At 72.1% G+C, this 22,639-nt stretch carries 19 protein-coding genes; 16 read left to right on the plus strand and 3 right to left on the minus strand.

The features are described 5' to 3' along the window. Positions 1-227 precede the first annotated feature (227 nt). The 3 genes from ACWIGU_RS25555 (at position 228) to ACWIGU_RS25565 (ending at position 2,869) form a co-directional block, all read left to right on the plus strand. Positions 228-854 (plus strand): DUF3043 domain-containing protein, encoded by a 627-nt coding sequence (locus ACWIGU_RS25555; RefSeq protein WP_356284560.1) that lies wholly within the window; start codon positions 228-230, stop codon positions 852-854. A gap of 83 nt (positions 855-937) precedes the next feature. Then, positions 938-1,645, plus strand: coding sequence for a class I SAM-dependent methyltransferase (locus tag ACWIGU_RS25560; RefSeq protein ID WP_454404038.1), 708 nt, complete (start codon positions 938-940; stop codon positions 1,643-1,645). 180 nt (positions 1,646-1,825) lie between these two features. Next, positions 1,826-2,869: a S1C family serine protease gene (locus ACWIGU_RS25565; protein ID WP_454404313.1), complete on the plus strand. Its 1,044-nt coding sequence runs from the start codon at positions 1,826-1,828 to the stop codon at positions 2,867-2,869. A 166-nt stretch (positions 2,870-3,035) separates the two neighbouring features. On the opposite strand, the gene ACWIGU_RS25570 is transcribed toward ACWIGU_RS25565, so the two are convergent. Then, a complete protein-coding gene (locus ACWIGU_RS25570; RefSeq protein ID WP_100592141.1) occupies positions 3,036-3,254 on the minus strand; it encodes a hypothetical protein in 219 nt (72 codons plus the stop codon). Positions 3,255-3,354: 100 nt separating this feature from the next. On the opposite strand from ACWIGU_RS25570, the gene ACWIGU_RS25575 reads away from it, so the two are divergent. After that, positions 3,355-4,557 (plus strand): bifunctional adenosylcobinamide kinase/adenosylcobinamide-phosphate guanylyltransferase, encoded by a 1,203-nt coding sequence (locus tag ACWIGU_RS25575; RefSeq protein WP_454404039.1) that lies wholly within the window; start codon positions 3,355-3,357, stop codon positions 4,555-4,557. Positions 4,558-4,564: 7 nt separating this feature from the next. Here ACWIGU_RS25575 and ACWIGU_RS25580 read toward each other — a convergent pair whose 3' ends face one another. Continuing rightward, entirely contained in the window at positions 4,565-5,656 is a 1,092-nt protein-coding gene (locus ACWIGU_RS25580; protein ID WP_454404040.1) for a class I SAM-dependent methyltransferase, read from the minus strand. A gap of 182 nt (positions 5,657-5,838) precedes the next feature. Between ACWIGU_RS25580 and cobT the strand changes: the two genes are divergently transcribed. The 3 genes from cobT (at position 5,839) to ACWIGU_RS25595 (ending at position 9,538) form a co-directional block, all read left to right on the plus strand. After that, positions 5,839-6,942: a nicotinate-nucleotide--dimethylbenzimidazole phosphoribosyltransferase gene (gene cobT / locus ACWIGU_RS25585; RefSeq protein ID WP_454404041.1), complete on the plus strand. Its 1,104-nt coding sequence runs from the start codon at positions 5,839-5,841 to the stop codon at positions 6,940-6,942. 122 nt (positions 6,943-7,064) lie between these two features. After that, positions 7,065-8,840: a phosphatidylglycerol lysyltransferase domain-containing protein gene (locus tag ACWIGU_RS25590; protein WP_454404042.1), complete on the plus strand. Its 1,776-nt coding sequence runs from the start codon at positions 7,065-7,067 to the stop codon at positions 8,838-8,840. Further along, complete coding sequence (locus ACWIGU_RS25595) at positions 8,837-9,538, plus strand: hypothetical protein (RefSeq protein ID WP_454404043.1); 702 nt, start codon at positions 8,837-8,839, stop codon at positions 9,536-9,538. The genes ACWIGU_RS25590 and ACWIGU_RS25595 overlap by 4 nt, the downstream gene beginning before the upstream one ends. Here ACWIGU_RS25595 and ACWIGU_RS25600 read toward each other — a convergent pair. Further along, positions 9,487-10,242 carry a hypothetical protein gene (locus ACWIGU_RS25600; RefSeq protein WP_454404044.1) on the minus strand — a complete coding sequence of 252 codons (756 nt, stop codon included), beginning with the start codon at positions 10,240-10,242 and terminating at the stop codon, positions 9,487-9,489. The two genes, ACWIGU_RS25595 and ACWIGU_RS25600, sit on opposite strands and share 52 nt — an antisense overlap. A 67-nt stretch (positions 10,243-10,309) precedes the next feature. Between ACWIGU_RS25600 and ACWIGU_RS25605 the strand changes: the two genes are divergently transcribed. From ACWIGU_RS25605 to ACWIGU_RS25645, 9 genes are all read left to right on the plus strand, one after another. Continuing rightward, positions 10,310-11,092, plus strand: coding sequence for an adenosylcobinamide-GDP ribazoletransferase (locus tag ACWIGU_RS25605; RefSeq protein WP_454404045.1), 783 nt, complete (start codon positions 10,310-10,312; stop codon positions 11,090-11,092). Positions 11,093-11,218: 126 nt separating this feature from the next. Further along, positions 11,219-12,754 (plus strand): leucyl aminopeptidase, encoded by a 1,536-nt coding sequence (locus tag ACWIGU_RS25610; RefSeq protein WP_454404046.1) that lies wholly within the window; start codon positions 11,219-11,221, stop codon positions 12,752-12,754. A 282-nt stretch (positions 12,755-13,036) separates the two neighbouring features. After that, positions 13,037-14,425, plus strand: coding sequence for a dihydrolipoyl dehydrogenase (lpdA, locus tag ACWIGU_RS25615; RefSeq protein WP_266565057.1), 1,389 nt, complete (start codon positions 13,037-13,039; stop codon positions 14,423-14,425). A gap of 132 nt (positions 14,426-14,557) precedes the next feature. Next, a complete protein-coding gene (gene sucB, locus ACWIGU_RS25620; RefSeq protein WP_454404047.1) occupies positions 14,558-16,330 on the plus strand; it encodes a 2-oxoglutarate dehydrogenase, E2 component, dihydrolipoamide succinyltransferase in 1,773 nt (590 codons plus the stop codon). 169 nt (positions 16,331-16,499) lie between these two features. Beyond that, entirely contained in the window at positions 16,500-17,123 is a 624-nt protein-coding gene (locus tag ACWIGU_RS25625) for a GntR family transcriptional regulator (protein ID WP_454404048.1), read from the plus strand. A gap of 285 nt (positions 17,124-17,408) precedes the next feature. Then, positions 17,409-20,108, plus strand: a complete 2,700-nt coding sequence (gene aceE, locus ACWIGU_RS25630; protein WP_454404049.1) for a pyruvate dehydrogenase (acetyl-transferring), homodimeric type — start codon at positions 17,409-17,411, stop codon at positions 20,106-20,108. A gap of 111 nt (positions 20,109-20,219) precedes the next feature. Next, positions 20,220-20,978: a VOC family protein gene (locus tag ACWIGU_RS25635; RefSeq protein WP_454404050.1), complete on the plus strand. Its 759-nt coding sequence runs from the start codon at positions 20,220-20,222 to the stop codon at positions 20,976-20,978. A 20-nt stretch (positions 20,979-20,998) separates the two neighbouring features. Continuing rightward, positions 20,999-21,982, plus strand: a complete 984-nt coding sequence (locus tag ACWIGU_RS25640; RefSeq protein ID WP_454404051.1) for a helix-turn-helix transcriptional regulator — start codon at positions 20,999-21,001, stop codon at positions 21,980-21,982. Between the two features lie 104 nt (positions 21,983-22,086). Further along, positions 22,087-22,614, plus strand: coding sequence for a DUF4240 domain-containing protein (locus ACWIGU_RS25645; protein WP_454404314.1), 528 nt, complete (start codon positions 22,087-22,089; stop codon positions 22,612-22,614). The last annotated feature ends 25 nt before the right edge of the window (positions 22,615-22,639 follow it).

A 22,639-nucleotide genomic window follows, 5' to 3' on the forward strand; every position in this document is an offset into this window, starting at 1 on the left:
ACCAGCACTGCGACAGAACCCACAGTACGGGTCCTGCCTCTATTACCGCACTGTTCAGGTGCGGATGCGCTCATCCCCAAGGACGACTGCGTACGGTCCCGCTCCGGCGCAGGGAGTAGGTGTCCCCCTGGGGTGGCCGGTCGACGAGCACGCGGTGCAGCTGCCGGGAACGCTCAGCAACACTGACGCAGGGTGTTGCCGGATCGTTCCCCACTCGCCCGACGTCCATGCGCCCGCACCACGTACCCTTGGCTTTTGTGTTCCGTAGCCGATCCAAGGACGAGAAGGCCCCGGGCGCCAAGGCGCCGGTGACCGACTCCACGCAGCCCCGTGACCCGCAGGCCCCCAAGGGCCGCCCCACGCCCAAGCGCAGCCAGGCCCAGACCCAGCGCCGCAGCGTGGCCAATACGCCGACGACCCGCAAGGAGGCGTCGAAGCGGCAGCGCGACGAGCGCCGCACCGCGATGGAGAGGCAGCGCCAGGCGCTCGCCAGCGGTGACGAGCGCTACCTTCCCGCCCGCGACAAGGGTCCGGTGCGAAAGTTCGCGCGCGACTTCGTCGACTCGCGCTTCTGCATCGCCGAGTTCTTCCTGCCCCTGGCGGTGGTCATCCTCGTGATGACCATGGTCCGGATCTCCAGCCTGCAGAACATCGCGCTGCTGCTCTGGCTCATCGTGATCGTGCTGATCGTGCTCGACTCGGTCGTCACCGCGTTCCGACTGAAGAAGCGCCTGGCCGAGAAGTTCCCGAACGAGCCGAAGAAGGGCGCCGTCGCGTACGCCCTGATGCGCACGCTGCAGATGCGCCGGCTCCGTCTGCCCAAGCCCCAGGTCAAGCGCGGGGAGCGGCCCTGAGCACGGAGGCTTTCTCCGGCGGCGCCGCGGCGTCCTGGCTGGGCAGGCTCGACGGTCTGCGCAACGCCGTACGCCAGGAGCTCGTGGCGCGGCAGCTCGACGAGCAGCTCGCCGCGCGTTATCCCGTCGGGCAGCGGCTGCGGGTGCTCGACGTCGGCATGGGCCAGGGCACGCAGGCCCTGCGCCTCGCCCGTGCCGGACATCAGGTGACCGGGGTCGAGCAGGATCCCGAGATGGTCGCAGCGGCGCGGGCCGCGCTGGCCGGGGAGCCCGAGGGCATCCGCGGCCGGGTGCGCCTCGTGGAGGGCGACGGCCGGGAGACCGGGGTGCACTTCCTGCCCGGCAGCTTCGACGTGGTGCTGTGCCACGGGGTCCTGATGTACGTGGAGGACCCCGACGCGCTGCTCGCGGGCCTGGCGCGGATGCTGGCCCCCGGCGGCCTGCTCTCGCTCCTCGTGCGCAACGGTGACGCGCTCGCCATGCGGCCCGGCCTCGCCGGGGACTGGCAGGCGGCGCTCGGCTCCTTCGACACGCTCTCGTACCGCAACCGGCTCGGGCTCGACGTGCGGGCCGACCGGCTCGGCGCGCTGACCGCCACGCTGGCCGGGATCGGGGCTCCGCTGCACGCCTGGTACGGGGTGCGGGTCTTCACGGACACGGCGGGGGACGACGTGCCCGTGCCGCCGCCCGGCGAGTTCCACACGCTGCTCGCGGCGGAGGAACGGGCGGGCCGCACGGAGCCGTACCGCCGGGTGGCGGCGCTGCTGCACCTGTGCGGTGTGCGCGGCTGACGGCCCCGGCGTACCCCCTGTTCGGCGGTCCACCGCAGGCAGGAACAACGGGACGACGGCGACAATCCGGGCATGGATCCTTTCCGTGCCCGTTCCCGTGCCCGCTCTCTTTCCGGCTCCCGTACGCGTACCCGTGCCACTCGCAGCGGGCGTGCCCGCGTTCTGCGGCTCGCGCTGCCGCTGACCGCCGTCGTCTGCTCGGTGGCCCTGGTCGGCGGCTGCTCCGGGGCCGACTCCCCCGGCCCGTCCGACGCGTCGGCGAAGCCGTCCGGCACCACGAAGCAGGCCGCGCCCGCCTCCGGCAACGATCTGCAGGCCGACTACCAGAAGGTGATCAAGGACGTACTGCCGTCCGTCGTCCAGATCCAGGCCGCGTCCGACCTCGGCTCCGGGATCGTCTACGACGACAAGGGCGACATCGTCACCAACGCGCACGTGGTCGGCGACGGGAAGACGTTCAAGGTGACCACGTCCAACAGCGAGACCGAGCTGACCGCGACACTCGTCTACGCCTACCCCGAGCAGGACCTCGCCGTCATCAAGCTGGACAAGGTGCCCGAGGGGCTCAAGCCGGCGAGGTTCGCGGACTCGTCCAAGGTCGAGGTCGGCCAGATCGCCCTGGCGATGGGCTCGCCGCTCGGCCTCTCCTCCAGCGTCACCCAGGGCATCGTCTCGGCGACCGGGCGGACCGTCAGCGAGAACCGCGAGGGCGGCGGGACCGGCGCCACCATCGGGAACATGGTGCAGACGTCCGCGGCGATCAACCCCGGCAACAGCGGCGGCGCCCTCGTCAATCTCGACGGGCAGGTCGTCGGCATCCCGACGCTCGCCGCGATCGACCCCAATATGAGCGGCGGCGCGGCGCCCGGCATCGGGTTCGCGATCCCCTCGTCCATGGTCTCGACGGTCGCCGACCAGGTCATCAAGGAGGGCAAGGTCACGAACTCGGGGCGGGCCGCCCTCGGCATCACGGGCCGTACGGTGCTCGGCAGGTCCTACGAGCCGGACGGGGTCGCCGTCGTGGACGTGGAGGAGGACGGGGCCGCGCAGAAGGCCGGGATCCGGTCCGGGGACGTCATCACCCAGGTCGGCGACAAGGACGTCAACTCGATGCTGTCGCTCGCGGAGGCACTCGCCGCCCACAAGCCCGGCGACAAGGTCTCGGTCGCGTACGTGAGGAACGGGGCCGAGAAGACGGTCGAGGTCACGCTCGGCGAGATCTAGGACGGACGTATCGGGAGACGGCGCAAGGCAGCAGGGCGGCGACCCGTGCGGGTCGCCGCCCTGCTCGGCGTTCCGGAAGGAGCCGGGGCCTGTCTTCAGATTCCCGTCGTCCGCCCGGAGCGCGGGCCTCGAGGCAGGCGGGAATGTGAAGACAGGCCCTGGGGACCTACGCCGGCGCGTCCTCCGCGTGCAGGCCCATCGGGCCGTAGATCACCGCGTCGTCCTCGAAGAGGGTGACCTGGTCGGCGCCGCCTTCCGCGAGGGCCTTCCAGTACTCGCCGATCCACGACTCCGCGTCGCCCTGAGTCGTGAACTCCTCGGGCTGCACGGCCGGCTGGACCTCCGTCCCGTCCGACTTCTCGAACCTCCACGTCCACGCCGCCATGTCAGCCTCCAGGGAGTCAACGGACCAGCTCACAGTCTCACTACTGCCCGGAAGCCTAGCCGGGCGAGCGCCACTCGCGGTGGCGCGGGAGGATCTTCCCGTGGAACTCACTCTGCTCGGCACCGGCGCCCCCACCGGACTGCCCCGCCCGGACTGCCCCTGCGCGGCCTGCGCCACCGCCCTCGGGCCGGGTGGCGCGCGGGCCGCGACCGCGCTCCTGATCGACGGCACGCTGCTGCTCGACCTCACGCCGGGAGCGGCGTTCGCCGCCGCCCGCACGGGGCACAGCCTCAGCGGCGTACGGCAGGTGCTGCTCTCACATCCGCACGACGGGCCGCCCGTCGAGGTGCCGGCGGGGCTCGTGTCGCCGGTCCGGGTTCAGGACGGGAGCGAGCTGTCACTGCTGACCGGGCACCGTGTGCGGGCCCTGTCCGTGGACGCGCCGGGCACGGGCTACGAGGTGACGGGGCCGGACGGCGAACGGCTGCTGTATCTGCCGCCGGGCGCGGCGCCGGCGGGCTTCGAGGAGGCCGAGCGGCCGTACGAGATGGTGCTCGCCGACATCGTGGACCGCCCCGACGCCGCGGCGAGGCTGCGGGCCGTGGGCGCGATCGGCGCGACGACCGATGTGCTCGCGGTCCACATCGACCACGACGTGCCGCCGGGGCCCGAGCTGACGCGCCGTCTCGCGGCGGCGGGCGCGCGGGCCGTGCCGGACGGGACGACGCTCGTCGTGGGGGCGTACGAGGACGTGCCGGACGTGCCGCGCAGGACGCTGGTCCTCGGCGGGGCCAGGTCGGGGAAGTCGGTGGAGGCCGAGCGGCGCCTGGAGGCGTTCCCGGGCGTGCTGTACGTGGCGACGGGCGGCACGCGGGGCGGGGACACCGAGTGGTCGCAGCGGGTGGCGCTGCACCGTGAGCGGCGCCCGGGCTCCTGGAACACGACGGAGACCTGCGACCTCGTGCCGCTCCTCGCGCAGGACGGACCTCCGCTGCTCATCGACTGCCTGTCGCTGTGGCTGACGTACGCCATGGACGAGGTGCGGGCCTGGGACGACGCGGAGTGGGCGGGCGGCGGGGAGCGGGCGCTGCGGGAGAAGGTCGCGGCGCTGACGGAGGCCGTGCGCAGCACCCCGCGCACGGTGGTCGCCGTGTCGAACGAGGTGGGTTCCGGGATCGTCCCGGCCACGGCGTCGGGCCGCCGCTACCGGGACGAACTGGGGCGCCTGAACACGGCGTTCGCGGCCGAGTGCGAACAGGTACTGCTCGTGGTGGCCGGGCAGGCGCTGGTGCTGCGCGGCTGACGCGGGATCAGTCCGCGGCGCACCCGCCGGGGTTCCTGCGGGCGACGATCCGGTAGGCGTTGGAGAAGCGGGTGCGGCCCGCGAGCGGGGCGAGCAGCTGGTCCGCCGCGTAGGCCGCGGCGACGAGGGGCACGACGGCGTACGTCAGGGCCGTGCGCAGCCCGCGCTGGAGCGGGGTCGGGGCCTTGCTGCGCCAGGGGGCGTCGGCGCTCGGCAGCCAGTGGCCGAGGAACAGGGCGAGACCGGCGGTGAGGTCGAGCGGGACGTGCGCCTCGCGGCGGTCGGTCGCGACGACGGTGTAGCCGAGGCGCTCCAGCTCGCGGCGGAGGTTGTCCATCGGGATGAGGTGCAGGTGCTGAGGCTGGAAGTACGACACCCACCACTTGCCGAGCAGCTTCGCGTAGCGGCTCTCGGGGTCGGGGACCTCGATGAGGAGGTGGCCGCCGGGGCGCAGGACGGTGCGGGCGGCCTTGAGTTCGTCGCGCGGGTCCGTGGCGTGCTCCAGGTAGTGGAACATGCTCAGCGCGTCGTAGCGTGCCGCGAGCGCGGGGGCGAGTTCGGTGAGGGTGCCGCGGTGGGCCTCCTCGACGCGGCCGGCCCTGCGGCCCTCCTCGACGGCGGCTGAGGTGTCGAGCCCGTCGAAGGCGGTGTACGGCTGGACCTCCTTGGCGGCCGCCGGGAAGTGGCCCTGCCCGGTGGCGACGTCCAGCCAGCTCTCCGGCTCGCTGAGGGCCAGCAGGGTGCGGGCGGCGGCGCGGTGGCGGCGGGCCGAGCGCCGCGCCGAGTGCTGGGCCTTCAGGAGTCGGGCGGAGTGGCCGGCGTTGAGCCCGTCGTAGAAGTCCCGGTAGTAGAAGGCCAGCCCCTCGGGGGTCAGGCGCGGGTTCTGGAAGGAGTGCGAGCAGGCGCGGCACTGGTCGACGACGAAGCTGCCGGGCTTGTGCTGGAGGAGGTCGGTGGTCCGCAGCCGGGTGCGCAGCCGGCTGGAGCCGCACCAGGGGCAGTCGGTCCTGCGCGGCTCGTGGAACCGGTCGGTGCCCCGGGCGAGTTCGGTGAGATAGGCGGGCCGCCGCTCGGCGACGGCCTCGGTCGTGGGGGTCATCACGAACTCCTGTGGGACGGTCCGAGGGCGCCACACCACCCTGGGGCGATACGACAATCCGGGGCATCCTGGAACGTAAAGGATCACGGAGAGACCCGCAATGACGCTGCGGATCCGATGCATCGCATGGCGTAACACCACGTCATGCGCCGCGTTCGGGAACGGCCGGTACTGTTCGGCGAATGAGCTCGCTGAATCTCGACGACTTCACCGATCTGATCGAGCGCCCCGACGGCGGGACGCGCCGCGACGCCGCGGAACGCCGCGCCCGCTTCGCGGTGCCGCCCGGCGCGCTCGGCCGCCTCGACGAGCTGGGCGAGTGGCTGTCCGCCGCTCAGGCCGCGGTGCCCGTCAGGCCGCTGGAGCGCCCGCGCGTGGTGATGTTCGCGGGTGACCACGGGATCGCGGAGCTCGGGGTGTCGGCGCGGCCCGCGGGCAGTGCCGCGGAGCTGGTGCGCCAGGCCGTCGAGGGCGGGAGCGCGTCCGCGATCCTCGCGCGGCGCCTGGGCGTTGCGGTGCGGGTCGTCGACATGTCGCTGGACTGCGAGCCCGACGAGCTGCCCGCCGAGGTCGTACGGCACCGGGTGCGCAGGTCGTCCGGGCGCATCGACATCGAGGACGCGCTGACGCCCGAGGAGGCGGAGGCCGCGTTCCGCGCGGGCATGGCCGTCGCCGACGAGGAGGCGGACTCCGGCACGGATCTGGTGGTGCTCGGCGATCTCAGCGTGGGCGGGACGACGGCCGCCGCGACGCTGATCGCGGCGCTGTGCGGGACGGACGCGTCCGTGGTGACCGGGCGCGGCGGCTCGCCGATCGACGACCTGGCGTGGATGCGCAAGTGCGCGGCCGTGCGGGACGCCCTGCGGCGGGCCAGGCCCGTACTCGGCGACCAGCTGGCGCTGCTCGGCGCGGTGGGCGGGGCGGACCTCGCCGCCGCGACCGGGTTCCTGCTGCAGAGCGCGGTGCGGCGTACGCCGGTGATCCTGGACGGCGTCGTGTCGGCGGCGTGCGCGCTCGTCGGGCAGCGGATCGCGTTCCGGGCGCCGGACTGGTGGCTGGCCGGCCAGGCGAGCGGGGAGCCCGCGCAGGCGAAGGCGCTGGACCGGATGGCGATGGAGCCGCTGCTCGACCAGGGCGTGACGGTGGGCGAGGGAGCGGGGGCGCTGCTCGCGCTGCCGCTGGTGCAGGCCGCCGCGGCGCTGGCCGCGGAGCTGCCGGAGGCCCCGCAGGCCACCGGCGAGCCGCAGGTCACCGAGGAACCGGAGACGGCCGACGCGACCGAGTAGGGCACCCGGCACGCTGTCTGACGGCGGGTCACGGCAGGCTTCGGCCCCGCCGCGACCCGCCGTTTCACGTCCCGGCGATGCTCGACCCAGATAGCCAGAAGTGCCCCATATGCTCCCTGCTTATGGCAGCTGAGCAGACGACCTCTCCACCCGCGCGCCGCGCCCACGCCTCCACTCCCACCACGAAACGGGCGGCCGCCTTCACCGTCTGGTACCTGCGCGTCGTCACGTTCATCAACTTCCTGAGCGCGGTCTGGGTCTCCCTCGGCCAGGACCTGCAACGGCACAACACCGACGACTACTTCACCCCGTACCTGCTGACGGCCGGCTTCGCGTCCGGGGTCTTCACCTGGTTCCTGGCGATCACGATGCGCCGCCGCAAACGCGCCGCGTGGATCCTCAACCTCGTACTCAGCGGGCTGTTCCTGCTCCTGTTCGTCCTCGTGATGTTCTTCCCCGAGGTGCGCCGCTACGCGCAGAACTGGATCTCGGTCGTCCTGACCGCCGCGTTCGTCGCCGCGCTGCTGCTCGGGCGGCGGGAGTTCTACGCGAAGGGGGACCGCTCGAACCCGAAGCTCGCGGCCGTGGTCGGGGTCGGTGGACTCCTCGTGACGTCCCTGTTCGCGACGTTCCTCGTGACCGTCACCAACCAGGCGCACGACGGGCACCACTCGACGTTCCTCGAGCGCTGGCGCTACGGCACCCTGCGCCTCATCTCGGTCGCCACCGACGAGTCCCGCTACCCCGGCATCACGTCGCCGAACTGGGTCAACGTCGTCATCAACATCCTGAGCACCCTCCTCCTGCTCGCCGTCGCGTACGCCGCGTTCCGCTCCCGCAAGGCCGTCGACCCGATCACCCCCGACGACGAGGCGAAGCTGCGCACGCTGCTCGACAAGGACGGCGACCGCGACTCGCTCGGCTACTTCGCGCTGCGCCGGGAGAAGAGCGTCGTGTGGTCGCCGACCGGCAAGGCCGCCGTCGCGTACCGCGTCGTCGGCGGGGTCTCGCTCGCGTCGGGTGATCCGATCGGCGACCCCGAGGCCTGGCCCGGCGCGATCGGCCCCTGGCTCATGGAGGCGCGCGAACACGGCTGGATCCCGGCCGTGATGGGCGCGAGCGAGGAGGCGGGCACCGTCTACGCGCGCCACGGCCTCGACGCCCTCGAACTCGGCGACGAAGCCATCGTCGACACGGCCGAGTTCACGCTGGAGGGGCGGGCCATGCGCACCGTCCGGCAGGCCTGCAACCGGGTCAGGCGCGCGGGTTACGAGGTGCGGATCCGGCGCCACGAGGACATCCCCGCCGACGAGATGACGTACCTGCTCCAGCGCGCCGACGACTGGCGCGACGGGGCGACCGAGCGCGGCTTCTCGATGGCGCTCGGCCGGCTCGGCGACCCGGACGACGGGCGCTGCGTGATGCTCGAATGCAGGGACGGGAAGGGTGAGTTGAAAGCGGTACTCTCGTTCGTCCCGTGGGGGCCCGAAGGGCTCTCGCTCGATCTGATGCGGCGCGACAGGGACTCCGAGAACGGGCTGATGGAGTTCATGGTCATCGAACTGCTCCAGCGGGCAGAGGAGATCGGGATCACGCAGGTGTCGCTCAACTTCGCGATGTTCCGGTCCGTCTTCGAACGTGGCTCGCGGCTCGGCGCGGGCCCGGTGCTGCGCCTGTGGCGCTCGCTGCTCAGCTTCTTCTCACGGTGGTGGCAGATCGAATCCCTCTACCGGGCCAACGCGAAGTACCGGCCCATCTGGGAGCCTCGCTTCCTGCTCTTCGAGAAGAGCGCCGACCTGCCGCGGATCGGCCTCGCCTCCGCGCGCGCCGAGGGCTTTCTGGAAGCGCCGGGCCTGCCGAACTGGATGCACCGCCGACATCTGGAGCCGCGCCCGTGAGATCCCCGGCCGCCCTGGCCCGCGCCGAGTGGGGCCCGCTGTGGTCGACGGTGCGCCGGGGGCTCGTCGTCAGGAAGTGGCGGGCGGCGCCGATGACGCTCGGCGCGGTCTGTCTCACGTCCCTGTTCCAGTACGTCCAGAACCAGTCCTGGGGTTACCGGTTCGTGCAGAACGTCGGCTCCGTGCGGGCCGGGGACCCGCTGTCGCTGTCCCTGCTGCGCACCCCGCTGTCCCTCTTCGTGCCGGCGCTCGACCTGCCCGTGTGGGGCGCTCTGGCACAGATCCTGATCGTGTTCGGCATCGCGGAGATCTGCCTCGGCCGCTGGGGCACGCTCGCCATCGGATACGTCGCCACACTCGCCGGCACCCTCTACGCCCGCCTCGCCATCGCCGTCGGCCCCGGCGGACCGCTCGGCCTGCCCGCCTCTGACGCGCGGATCCTCGACAACGGCCCGTCAGCGGCGGTCGTGGGCCTCGCCGTCTACGTGTGCTGGCGCTATCGCGCCCGGTGCACGGCGGTCGTGGTGGTCGCCCTCATGGTGATCGAGGCGGCCGTGAAGCCGAACCTCGCGGGCAAGGAACATCTGGCGGCGATCAGCGCGGTCGCCCTGGCCGTCGTGGCGCGATGGGCGCTGGGCGCCGTGCGTCACCGGGGCGCCGAGCGCTCCGGGTCGGGCGTGCCGCCGATCAGGTCCTGAAAGCCCCGGCTCATCCTCGACCAGCGCCGGTCGTGCCGGTAGGCGCGCAGCCGCGATCTCGCCCTGGCCTTCGGGCGCCGCCGGTACCAGCGCTTCGCCCACGCCGATCCGGGCCGCGCGAGCCTGACGGCCCCGAACAGCGCGACGAACGGCACGAGTACGCCCACGACCGCGAGCCGGGGCTTCCCCTTGAACATGGCCAGCACGACGAACAACAGGTTCACCAGGACCGTGAGGATCGCGGTGCCGCGCCCCTGCTCCTCCTGTCCCGTCACGTCGTTCACGCCGAGCGGCGAGAAGCCGCTGAGGACGAGCAGCCCGAGCGCCGCCGCGAGGACCACCACCTCGACGCTCTGCCGTCCCTGTTCGGTCCAGTAGACGTCGGCGAGGTGCAGGATCAGGGCGAACTCGTCGAGGACCAGGCCCGCGCCGGTCCCGAAGATCACCGCGCAGACCGAGGCACCGACGCCGTGCCGGCCGCTGCCGACCGCGCCGAACCCGCCGATGACGGTGAGGATCACGCCGGGCACCACGTGGTGGATGTGCATGCCGCCCGGGGCGACGTTGCGGAACGGCCCGCGCCCGGCGCGGATGAGGCGCGTGATCGTACGGGTCACGGCGAAGGTCAGCAGGAACGCGGCGAGGGCGAGCAGCAGCGGCAGCTTCCCCGGCTCGGCGATGTTCCGGTACCACCAGTCACCCATGCGGCCATCCTGCCGCCGGGGCCCGGGCGCCGCCCGCTGTGCTGAGCCCCCCGGGTAGCCTGCCGGGATGCCCGCAACCCCGGCCGACGGCCTCCGCTTCGCCTTCGGCACCCTCACCGTGCTCCCGGTCAAGGTCACCCGCTGGGACCGCGAGGCGGCCCGCGCCGGAATGCTCTGCGCCCCCGTCGCCGGGCTCGTCGTGGGCCTGGCCGCCGCCGCGCTCGGCGGGCTCCTGACGCTGCTCGGCGCCGGTCCGCTGCTCGCGGCCGTGGCGAGCGTGAGCGTCCCGGCCGCGCTGACCCGGGGACTGCACCTGGACGGGCTCGCCGACACCGCCGACGGCCTCGGCAGCGGCAAGCCGGCCGAGGACGCGCTGCGCATCATGAAGCAGTCGGACATCGGCCCGTTCGGCGTCATCACGCTCGTGCTCGCGCTCCTCGCCCAGGTCGCCGCGCTCGCAGAGCTGTACGCGGATTCGTGGGTCCGCGGCGCGCTCGCCGCCGTCGTCTCGGCACTCACCGCCCGGCTCGCGCTCACGCTGGCCTCGCGCGCCGGTGTCCCGCCGGCCCGGCCCGAGGGCCTGGGCGCGGCCGTCGCCGGAACGGTGCCGGTGCGCGGGGCGCTGCTGGCCGCCGCCGTCACCGTGTGCGCCGCCGGGGCCGCGGGCGCCGTCACCGGCTCGGCGTACGGCGCCGTGCGCGGCGCTGCGGCCGCCGTCCTCGCCTGCTGCGCGGCCGAACTCCTGCTGCGCCACTGCGTGCGCCGCTTCGGCGGAGTGACCGGCGACGTCTTCGGCGGCGTCGCCGAGACCGCCGCCACCGCCGCCCTCGTCGTCCTCACTTTCGGCTGACACGGCCGCGGTCACATACCGCGAAGCGCACCCTCGCGCGCACGGGCGTAGGCTCCCCAAGGGGCCATACACCCCACGGCCCGTCAGAACTCGTTCAGACACCATGAAAGTAGGGACCTCACCACCGTGACTGCTCTGACTCTCAGCACCGCCGCCGCGTCCGGCCTGCGTGCCGACGCGATCGTCGTCGGTGTGGCGAAGGGTGCTGCAACCAAGTCCGGAGGACTCGTCGTCGCCCCCGGCGCGGAGGCCGTGGACAAGGCCTACGACGGCAAGCTCGCCGCCGTCCTGGAGACCCTCGGCGCCTCCGGCGGTGAGGGTGAGGTGACGAAGCTCCCCGCCCCCTCCGGCTTCAAGGCCCCCGTCGTCCTCGCCGTCGGTCTCGGCCCGGTGCCGGAGAAGGACGAGTCGTACGACGCGGAGGCCCTGCGCCGCGCCGCCGGTACCGCCGCCCGCGCGCTGGCCGGTGCGAAGAAGGCCGCGTTCGCGCTGCCCGTCGGGGACTCGGGCGACGCGGGAGCGATCGCGGAGGGCGCGCTGCTGGGCGCGTACTCCTTCGACGCCTACAAGGAGTCGGCCCAGGAGGGCAAGAAGAACGGCAAGGCGCCGCTCGGCGAGGTCGCCCTGCTCGGTGCCAAGCCCCGCGACAAGGCGTTCAAGGCCGCCGTGGAGCGCGCCCTCGCCGTGACCGAGGAGCTCAACCGCGCCCGCGACCTGGTCAACACCCCGCCGAACGACCTGACCCCGGAGGCCTTCGCCGCCGTCGCCTCGGCCGCGGCCAAGGAGCACGGCATCAAGGTGCAGGTCCTCGACGAGAAGGCGCTCGTCAAGGGCGGCTTCGGCGGCATCCTCGGCGTCGGCGCCGGCTCGGAGGCCCCGCCGCGCCTGGTGAAGCTCTCCTACACGTCGTCGAAGGCGGACAAGCACCTCGCCTTCGTCGGCAAGGGCATCACGTACGACTCGGGCGGCATCTCCCTCAAGCCGGCCGGTCACAACGAGACGATGAAGTGCGACATGGCCGGCGCCGCCGCCGTGTTCGCCGCCGTCGTCGCCGCGGCCCGTCTCGGTCTCGACGTGAACGTCACCGGCTGGCTGGCGCTCGCCGAGAACATGCCGTCGGGCTCGGCCACCCGCCCGGGCGACGTCCTTCGCATGTACTCCGGCAAGACCGTCGAGGTCCTGAACACGGACGCCGAGGGCCGCCTGGTCCTGGCCGACGCCATCGCCAAGGCCTCCGAGGAGACCCCGGACGCGATCGTCGACGTCGCCACGCTGACCGGCGCGATGATGCTGGCGCTCGGCAACCGCACGTTCGGCATCATGGCGAACGACGACGCTTTCCGTACGTCGATCCACGAGGTCGCCGAGGAGGTCGGCGAGCCGTCCTGGCCGATGCCGCTCCCCTCCGACCTGCGCAAGGGCATGGACTCGGCCACAGCCGACATCGCCAACATGGGCGAGCGCATGGGCGGCGGCCTGGTGGCCGGCCTCTTCCTCCAGGAGTTCGTCGGCGAGGGCATCACGTGGGCCCACCTCGACATCGCGGGCCCGGCCTTCAACGAGGCCGCCGCGTCCGGCTACACGCCCAAGGGCGGCACCGGTTCCGCGGTCCGTACGCTGGTGCGCCTCGCGGAGCGCACGGCCGCCGGTGACCTCGGCTGACGCAGAGCGGCACGCTTGACGGCCCCCGGGTGCGAAGGCACCCGGGGGCTGTTCGCTTTCGACGAAATCCGCAGCCTCCCGGACCCCGTCACCCGGGTTTCGGGTGTAACCGCCGTCTCACCCCCGGGCCCGGCGTCCCGTCCGCCGTCGACAAGTGCGAGGATGGGTCCTTGGCAGGACAGGGCCCCCACCACAGGGCCGAAGCATAAAAAGCGGCCGGACACCAGCCGCCGCCCGGTCACCGCAGACCGGCGTACGGCGCACATGCATGGAGGACGTGACGTGGCGAACGACGCCAGCACTGTTTTCGACCTAGTGATCCTCGGCGGTGGCAGTGGCGGTTACGCCGCGGCCCTGCGCGGAGCGCAGCTGGGCCTGGACGTCGCCCTGATCGAGAAGAACAAGCTCGGGGGCACCTGCCTGCACAACGGCTGCATCCCGACGAAGGCCCTGCTGCACGCCGGCGAGATCGCCGACCAGGCGCGCGAGGCCGACCAGTTCGGTGTCAAGGCCTCCTTCGAGGGCATCGACATCGCGGGCGTCCACAAGTACAAGGACGACGTGATCTCCGGCCTGTACAAGGGCCTGCAGGGTCTCGTCGCCTCCCGCAAGGTGACGTACATCGAGGGCGAGGGCCGCCTGTCGTCCCCGACCTCCGTGGACGTGAACGGCCAGCGCGTCCAGGGCCGTCACGTGCTCCTCGCGACCGGCTCCGTGCCGAAGTCGCTGCCGGGCCTGGAGATCGACGGCAACCGCATCATCTCCTCGGACCACGCGCTGACGCTGAACCGCGTCCCGCAGTCCGCGATCATCCTGGGCGGCGGCGTCATCGGCGTCGAGTTCGCCTCCGCGTGGAAGTCCTTCGGCACCGACGTCACCGTCGTCGAGGGCCTCAAGCACCTCGTCCCCGTCGAGGACGAGAACAGCTCCAAGCTTCTTGAGCGCGCGTTCCGCAAGCGCGGCATCAAGTTCAACCTCGGCACCTTCTTCGAGAAGGCCGAGTACACGCAGGACGGCGTCCGCGTGACCCTCGCCGACGGCAAGACCTTCGAGGCCGAGGTCCTCCTGGTCGCCATCGGCCGCGGCCCGGTCTCGGCCGGTCTCGGTTACGAGGAGCAGGGCGTCGCGATGGACCGCGGCTACGTCCTGGTCGACGAGTACATGCAGACCAACGTGCCGACCGTCTCGGCCGTCGGTGACCTCGTCCCGACGCTCCAGCTCGCGCACGTCGGCTTCGCCGAGGGCATCCTGGTGGCGGAGCGTCTGGCCGGTCTCAAGACCGTCCCGATCGACTACGACGGTGTGCCGAAGGTGACGTACTGCCACCCCGAGGTCGCCTCCGTCGGTATCACCGAGGCCAAGGCCAAGGAGATCTACGGTGCGGACAAGGTCGTCGCTCTGAAGTACAACCTCGCGGGCAACGGCAAGTCCAAGATCCTCAAGACCGCGGGCGAGATCAAGCTCGTCCAGGTCAAGGACGGTGCCGTGGTCGGCGTCCACATGGTCGGTGACCGTATGGGCGAGCAGGTCGGCGAAGCCCAGCTGATCTACAACTGGGAAGCGCTGCCCGCCGAGGTCGCCCAGCTCATCCACGCCCACCCGACGCAGAACGAGGCACTCGGAGAGGCCCACCTGGCCCTCGCGGGCAAGCCGCTGCACTCCCACGACTAGGTCAGGCCGCAGGCTGGACCCAGTCGTCCCTGTCGTCCCCTGGGCGCGACGACCGACCACAGACTTCCGCACTTCCCCAAGCTCTCAACATCGCTCGAGCAGGGGAGACCCCACTAAGGAGCAACAGAAACCATGTCGGTTTCCGTATCCCTTCCGGCGCTCGGTGAGAGTGTCACCGAGGGCACCGTCACCCGCTGGCTGAAGGCCGAGGGCGAGCGCGTCGAGGTCGACGAGCCGCTGCTCGAGGTCTCGACCGACAAGGTCGACACCGAGATCCCCTCGCCCGCCGCCGGCATCCTGGCCTCCATCAAGGTCGCCGAGGACGAGACCGTCGAGGTCGGCTCCGAGCTGGCCGTCATCGACGACGGCACGGGCGCGCCCGCCGCCGCCCCGGCTCCGGCCGCTGCCGAGGCCCCGGCCGCCGCTCCGGCCCCCGTCGCCGAGGCCCCGGCTGCCCCGGCCGCCGCCCCGGCTGCTCCGGCCGCCCCCGCCGGTGCCGCTTCCGGCACCGACGTCGTGCTGCCCGCTCTCGGCGAGTCCGTCACCGAGGGCACCGTCACCCGCTGGCTGAAGGAGGTCGGCGAGGAGGTCGCGGAGGACGAGCCCCTGCTCGAGGTCTCCACGGACAAGGTCGACACCGAGATCCCCTCCCCCGTCGCCGGCGTTCTCCTGGAGATCTCCGTCGCCGAGGACGAGACCGCCGAGGTCGGCGCCAAGCTGGCCGTCATCGGTGCTCCCGGTGCCGCTCCGGCCGCCGCCCCTGCTCCGGCCGCTCCGGCTCCGGCCGCCGCTCCGGCTCCGGCCGCCGCTCCGGCCCCGGCGGCCCCCGTGGCTCCGGCCCCGGCCGCCCCGGCTCCGGCCCCGGTCGCCGCTCCGGCCCCGGCCGCCCCGGCTGCTCCCGCCGCCCCGGCTCCGGTCGCGGCTCCCGCTCCGGTCGCCCCCGCTGCCCCGGCCCCCGCCGCGGTCTCCGGTGACGAGGGCGCGTATGTGACCCCGCTGGTCCGCAAGCTCGCGTCGGAGAACGGCGTGGACCTGGGCACCGTCAAGGGCACCGGCGTCGGCGGCCGTATCCGCAAGCAGGACGTCATCGCGGCCGCCGAGGCCGCGAAGGCCGCCCCGGCCCCCGCCGCCGCGGCTGCTGCTCCGGCCGCCGCGAAGGCCCCGGCCCTGGAGGTCTCCCCCCTCCGCGGCCAGACGGTCAAGATGACCCGCATGCGCAAGGTCATCGGCGACAACATGATGAAGGCGCTGCACTCGCAGGCCCAGCTGACCTCGGTCGTCGAGGTCGACATCACCAAGCTGATGAAGCTGCGCGCCAAGGCGAAGGACGCGTTCGCGGCCCGTGAGGGCGTCAAGCTCTCCCCGATGCCGTTCTTCGTCAAGGCCGCCGCCCAGGCGCTGAAGGCCCACCCGGTCGTCAACGCCCGGATCAACGACGACGAAGGCACCATCACGTACTTCGACTCGGAGAACATCGGCATCGCCGTTGACGCCGAGAAGGGTCTGATGACGCCGGTCATCAAGGGTGCGGGCGACCTGAACATCGCCGGGATCTCGAAGAAGACCGCCGAACTGGCCGGCAAGGCCCGCGGTGGCGGCCTCACGCCGGACGACATGTCCGGCGCGACCTTCACGATCTCCAACACGGGCTCGCGCGGTGCGCTCTTCGACACCGTCATCGTGCCGCCGAACCAGGCCGCGATCCTGGGCATCGGCGCCACGGTGAAGCGTCCGGTCGTCATCAACCACCCGGACCTCGGCGAGACCATCGCCGTCCGGGACATGACGTACCTGTCGCTCTCCTACGACCACCGTCTGGTGGACGGCGCGGACGCCGCCCGCTACCTGACCGCGGTCAAGGCGATCCTGGAGGCCGGCGAGTTCGAGGTCGAGCTCGGCCTGTAACGCTCGTCTCATCAGCGCGTACGCCCCCGTCCGGAGGTCTTCCGGACGGGGGCGCCGCCGTATTGTCTAGAGGTCAACGCACCTTGGGGTCTTCGCCCGCCCGTCTCACGACCACCGCCCCTCAACGAGACCCTGCGGGTCGCACCGTCCCATCGCTGGAGGAGCCATCATGACCGCGCCCGTCGTCCACTCGCTGCGCGAACAGATCCGCGAGCACATCGTCGAGGGGATCGTCAGCGGGCGCTGGAAGCCGGGCGAGCGCATCGTGGAGCGTCGCATCGCGACGGAGCTCGAGGTCAGCCAGACGCCCGTGCGGGAGGCCCTGCGGGAGCTGGAGAGTCTGCGCCTGATCGAGTCCGCCCCCAACAAGGGCGTACGGGTGCGGAATCTGACGGCCGCCGACCTGGAGGAGAGCTACCCCGTCAGGGCCGGTCTCGAGGCGATCGCGGCGGAGCTCGCGGCCGGGAAGCTGGCCGAGGACTGCTCGGCCCTCGAACCCCATGTGGCGGCCCTCTACCGCGCCGACCAGGAGGCCGACTCGGCCGCGCAGGTGCGGCACACCGTCGGGTTCCACCGCGAGCTGGTGCGGGCCGCGGGCAACTCCGTGCTCCTGCACACCTGGGAGGGCCTGGGGATCGAGGTGTTCACGGCCCTGTCCATCCGCTGGCTCGGCACCGTCCAGCAGTCGTACGCCGAGGAGCACGAGGAGCTCGTCGCCGCGTTCCGGCGCCAGGACCCGGCCATCGCCGAGCTGGTGAAAGCCCACGTCCTCGGCTGCGCCCCGCGCGCCTGAGCCGTGTCCCGCTCAGAAGTCGGTGCGACCCCGCTCCCACCTGCGGAAACCGGCCCCTCCACCTTCGAAAACAAGGCACCCGGTGCCCTGTTCAATGGCACCGGATGCCCACTTTCTCCGTCTGAGGAAGTTTTCCCCTTCAACCCTTTGATCGATCATCGATCAGGGAGTTAGAGTCGCCGACGGGTCTCCACCAGGGACCCACGCCCTGTCCTGCCAAAGACCTAGGGCACCCCCACCCTTTCCGCTAAGGGAAACCCCCCTCCGACTCAGGAAGGCGGCGCAATGACCGACCCCTCCGCAATCCAGCCGAGCGAGCTCGACCAGCTCCCGGACCGCGACCCCGAGGAGACCGCCGAATGGCAGGCCTCCCTGGACGCCGTTACCAAGGCGGCCGGGCCGCACCGTGCCGCGTACCTGATGCGCCGCACGCTGGAACGCGCCGAGGGCTCAGGCCTGGCGCTGCCGAAGCTCCTCGAGACCGACTACGTCAACACCATCCCGACCGCCGCGGAGCCGGCGATCGAGGGTGACGAGGCGCTGGAACTGAAGATCGCCGCGTGGAACCGCTGGAACGCGGCCGCGATGGTGACCCGTGGCTCCAAGTACGGCGTCGGCGGCCACATCGCCACGTTCGCCTCGGCGGCCTGGCTCTACGAGACCGGCTTCAACCACTTCTTCAAGGGGAAGGAGGGCGACGGCTCCGGTGACCAGCTGTACATCCAGGGCCACGCCTCCCCCGGCATCTACGCCCGCGCCTTCCTCGACGGCCGCCTGAGCGAGCAGCAGCTCGACCACTTCCGCCAGGAGTCCGGCGGCGACGGCCTGCCGTCGTATCCGCACCCGCGGCGCCTGCCCTGGCTGTGGGAGTTCCCGACCGTCTCCATGGGCCTCGGCCCGCTGTCGGCGATCTACCAGGCGCGGTTCAACCGCTACCTCACCAACCGCAAGATCAAGGACGTCTCCGCCTCGCACGTGTGGGCGTTCCTCGGTGACGGCGAGATGGACGAGCCCGAGGCCACCGCGGCCCTGGCACTCGCCTCGCGTGAGGGTCTGGACAACCTGACCTTCGTCATCAACTGCAACCTGCAGCGCCTCGACGGCCCGGTCCGCGCCAACTTCCGCGTGGTCCAGGAGCTGGAGGCGCAGTTCCGCGGCGCCGGCTGGAACGTCATCAAGACGCTCTGGGGCTCCGCCTGGGACGAGCTGTTCCAGCTCGACACGACCGGCGCGCTCGTGCGCCGGCTGCGCGAGGTGCCGGACGCCCAGTTCCAGACGTACGCGACGCGCGACGCCGCGTACATCCGCGAGCACTTCTTCGGCTCCGAGCCCGCGCTCGTCGAGCTGGGCAGGCTGCTCACGGACGACAAGATCGCCGAGTGCTTCAAGGTCTCGCGCGGCGGCCACGAGCCCCGCAAGGTGTACGCGGCCTACCGTGCGGCCCTGTCGCACGCGGGCGCGCCGACCGTGATCCTGGTCCAGACGGTCAAGGGCTTCACGCTCGGCAAGGGCTTCGAGTCCAAGAACGCCAACCACCAGATGAAGAAGCTGACGGTGGACGAGTTCAAGGACATGCGTGACCTCCTTGAACTGCCCATCTCCGACAGCCAGTTCGTCGACGGCCAGGTCCCCTACGGCCACCCGGGCGCCGACTCCCCCGAGGTCCGCTACCTCCAGGAGCGCCGCGCGGCCCTCGGCGGCCCCGCCCCGGCCCGCCGCACGCACGCGATCGCCCCGCTGCCGGCCCCGGCCGACAAGGCGTTCGCGTCCTTCGACAAGGGCTCAGGATCGCAGTCGGTCGCGACGACCATGGCGTTCGTACGCCTGGTCAAGGACCTCGTACGCGACAAGGAGACCGGCAAGCGCTGGGTGCCGATCGTCCCGGACGAGGCGCGCACCTTCGGCATGGAGTCGCTGTTCCCCTCGCTCGGCATCTACTCCCCCAAGGGGCAGACGTACGAGCCGGTCGACCGCGACCAGCTGATGTATTACAAGGAAGCCACGGACGGCCAGATCCTCAACGAGGGCATCACCGAGGCCGGCTCCATGGCGGACTTCATCGCCGCCGCCAGCGCGTACTCCACGCACGGCGAGGCGATGATCCCCTTCTACATCTTCTACTCGATGTTCGGCTGGCAGCGCACGGCCGACCAGATGTGGCAGCTCGGCGACCAGCTGGGCCGCGGCTTCCTGGTGGGTGCCACCGCGGGCCGTACGACGCTGACGGGTGAGGGTCTGCAGCACGCGGACGGTCACTCGCCGGTCATCGCGGCGACCAACCCGGCCGCGCTGTCCTACGACCCGGCGTTCGCGTACGAGATCGGCGCGATCGTCAAGGACGGTCTGCGCCGCATGTACGGCGAGGCGGCCCCGGGCGAGGACCGGGACGTCTTCTACTACCTGACGGTCTACAACGAGCCGATGCCGCAGCCGGCCAAGCCCGCGGGCGTGGACGAGGGCATCCTCAAGGGCCTGTACCGCTTCAACACCGCCGAGTCGGCCGGGGTGAACGTCGCGGCCGCCAACGCCCCGCGCATCCAGCTGCTCGGTTCGGGCACGGCGATCCACTGGACGCTCGAGGCGCAGAAGCTGCTCGCCGAGGAGTGGGGTGTCGCCGCCGACGTGTGGTCCGCGACCTCCTGGACCGAGCTGCGCCGCGACGCCCTGGAGGCGGACGAGGCGATCCTGCGCGGCGAGGAGCGCACTCCGTACATCCGTAAGGCGCTCGACGGCGCCCAGGGCCCGGTCCTCGCGGTCTCCGACTACATGCGCCAGGTCCCCGACCAGATCGCGCAGTGGGTCGAGCAGGACTACTCCTCGCTCGGTGCGGACGGCTTCGGTCTCTCCGACACCCGTGAGGCGGCCCGCCGCCACTTCGGCATCGACGCGCAGTCGATCGTCGTCGCGGCCCTGGCCCAGCTCGCCCGCCGCGGCGAGATCAAGGCCTCGGCCGTGAAGGAGGCGCGCGAGCGCTACGGCCTGTAGTTCCTTGTCATACGTGCCCCGTCCCGATTGCCGGGGCGGGGCACGCGTGCGTGAATGAGGAGGAGTCCGCAGGAGTTCCAGGGGGGCGCCGTTCAGGGGAGATGTACGTCCATGAAGATCTCCAAAACCCCGTCAGCCCCCTGCTGGGCGGACCTCTCCACGCCCGACAGCGACGCGGCCCGGCTCTTCTACGAGGGTCTCCTCGGCTGGCACAGCGAAGTGGCCGAGGGCTACGGCATCTTCAGGTCCGGCGGCGAGCCGGTCGCCGGCGTCGCCCCGGCCACGAACCCGAAGGAACCGTCGGTGTGGCTGCCGTACTACCAGTCGGCCGGGGTCGACGCCGTCATCGCGCGCGTGAAGGGCAACGGCGGCACGGTGGTCACGGATCCGCAGACCATCGAGGAGGACGGCGTCTTCGCGGTCTGCAAGGACCCGGCGGGGGCCGCGTTCGGGCTGTGGCAGCCGATCACGAACACGGGCTTCGGCGTCGTGAACGCGCCGGGGAGTTTCTGCTGGTTCGAGCTCCTGACCCGCGATCCGGACGGGTCCAAGGACTTCTATCAGTCCGTACTGGGCTGGGGCGCGAAGCGGCACCCCTACGGGGACGGCGGCAGTTACACCGAGTGGAGCGTCGACGACGAGCCCTTCGGCGGGATGCTCGACACGGCGTCGGGCTCGTTCCCCAAGGATCTGCCGGCGCACTGGATGGTGTACATCGCTGTCGGGGACACCGACGCGACGGCGGCCCGCTGCAAGGCACTCGGCGGGCAGACCCTGGTGCACCCGACGTCCATCGAGCCGGGCCGGTTCGCGGTGCTCGCCGATCCGCAGGGCGCCTCGTTCGCGGTCATCACGTACGCCCCGCGCTGAAGGGCCCGCATCATGGGCGTATGCGCGCTGCCCGCCTGATCAAGATGGTGTTGTTGCTCCAGTCCCGGCCGTCGATGACGGCGGGTGAGCTGGCGCGCGAACTGGAGGTCTCCGAGCGGACCGTGGCGCGGGACGCGCAGGCGCTGTCCGAGGCGGGCGTGCCCGTGTACGCGGACCGGGGCAGGGCGGGCGGGTACCGGCTTATCGGCGGGTACCGGACGCGTCTTACGGGTCTGGCGCGCGGGGAGGCGGAGGCCCTGTTCCTGTCCGGAGTGCCGGGCGCGCTGCGGGAGATGGGCCTCGAGGACGCGGCGTCGGCCGCGCGGCTGAAGGTGTCGGCGGCGCTGCTGCCCTCGCTGCGGGACGCCTCGCGGACGGCGGCGCAGCGGTTCCATCTGGACGCTCCGGGCTGGTTCAAGGAGCCGCGGACGCCCGAGCTGCTGCCGGCGGTGGCAAACGCGGTGTGGGACGACCGGGTGGTGCGCGCCCGCTACCGGCGTGAGGGGGCGGAGAGCGCGCGGGAGGTGGTGCGGGAGCTGGAGCCGTACGGGCTCGTCCTGAAAGCCGGTGTCTGGTATCTGTGCGCCCGGGTCGCCGGCGGCGGGACCCACCGGGTGTACCGCATCGACCGGTTCACCGGCGTCGAGGCGGGCGAGGAGCGCTTCGTACGGGACGAGGAGTTCGATCTGCCGGGGTTCTGGGACGAGCGGGCGGAGGAGTTCGCGCGGTCCATCCTGCGCGCGGAGGTCGTCCTGCGGCTGTCCCCCGCGGGGCTGCGGCAGCTTCCGTACGCGACCGATCCCGCGTCCGTGCGTGCGGCGCGGGAGTCGGCGGGCGAGCCCGACGAGGAGGGGTGGGTGACGGTGACTCTGCCGGTCGAGTCGCAGGACGTCGCGTACGGGCAGCTGTTCGGGCTCGGGCCCGAGGCGGAGGTCGTCGCTCCCGCCGCGCTGCGTGATCGCTTCGCGGAAGCGGCACGGCGGATGGCGGACCGCTACCGGTGAGCCGCCGGTCGCCGTGCCCTCGGCATGTGCGCGCATAACGAAACGGCGCAGCTCGGGCACCTCGGCGTGCGTCCCCGACCCCCAAGGCAGATGCTTGTCCCGTGATGGACGAGACGGAGTTCTGGGAGATCGTGGACAGCACCCGCGAGGCCGCCGAGGGCGACCCCGAGGACCATGCCGAGCTGCTCGTCGACCGGCTGCTCCAGGCCGACCCCGACGCGGTGCTCGACTTCGCCCGTCACTTCGAGTCCCGCTACCACCGCGCCTACCGCTGGGATCTGTGGGGCGCCGCGTGGGTGCTGCTCGGCGGCGCGAGCGACGACGCGTTCGACTACTTCCGCTGCTGGCTGATCGGCCAGGGCCGGGAGGTCTTCGAGGGCGCGCTGCACGAGCCGGACTCACTCGCCGATCTGCTGGGGGACTTCGACGAGGAGATCGACGGGGACGGCGAGGAGCTCGGCTACGCGGCCGACGAGGCGTACGAGGAGCTGACCGGGGCGGTGGCGCCCGATCTCGGCATCCCGGCCGGGCCCGCGGAGCCGGAGGGCACGCCGTTCGACTTCGAGAACACGGCGGAGCTGCAGCGGCTGTATCCGAAGCTCTCGGAGCGCTTCGGGGCGTCGGCGGCGTAGGGGCCGCAGAGGTCGTAGGGGTAGG

This window comes from Streptomyces sp. NPDC055400, assembly GCF_053644375.1.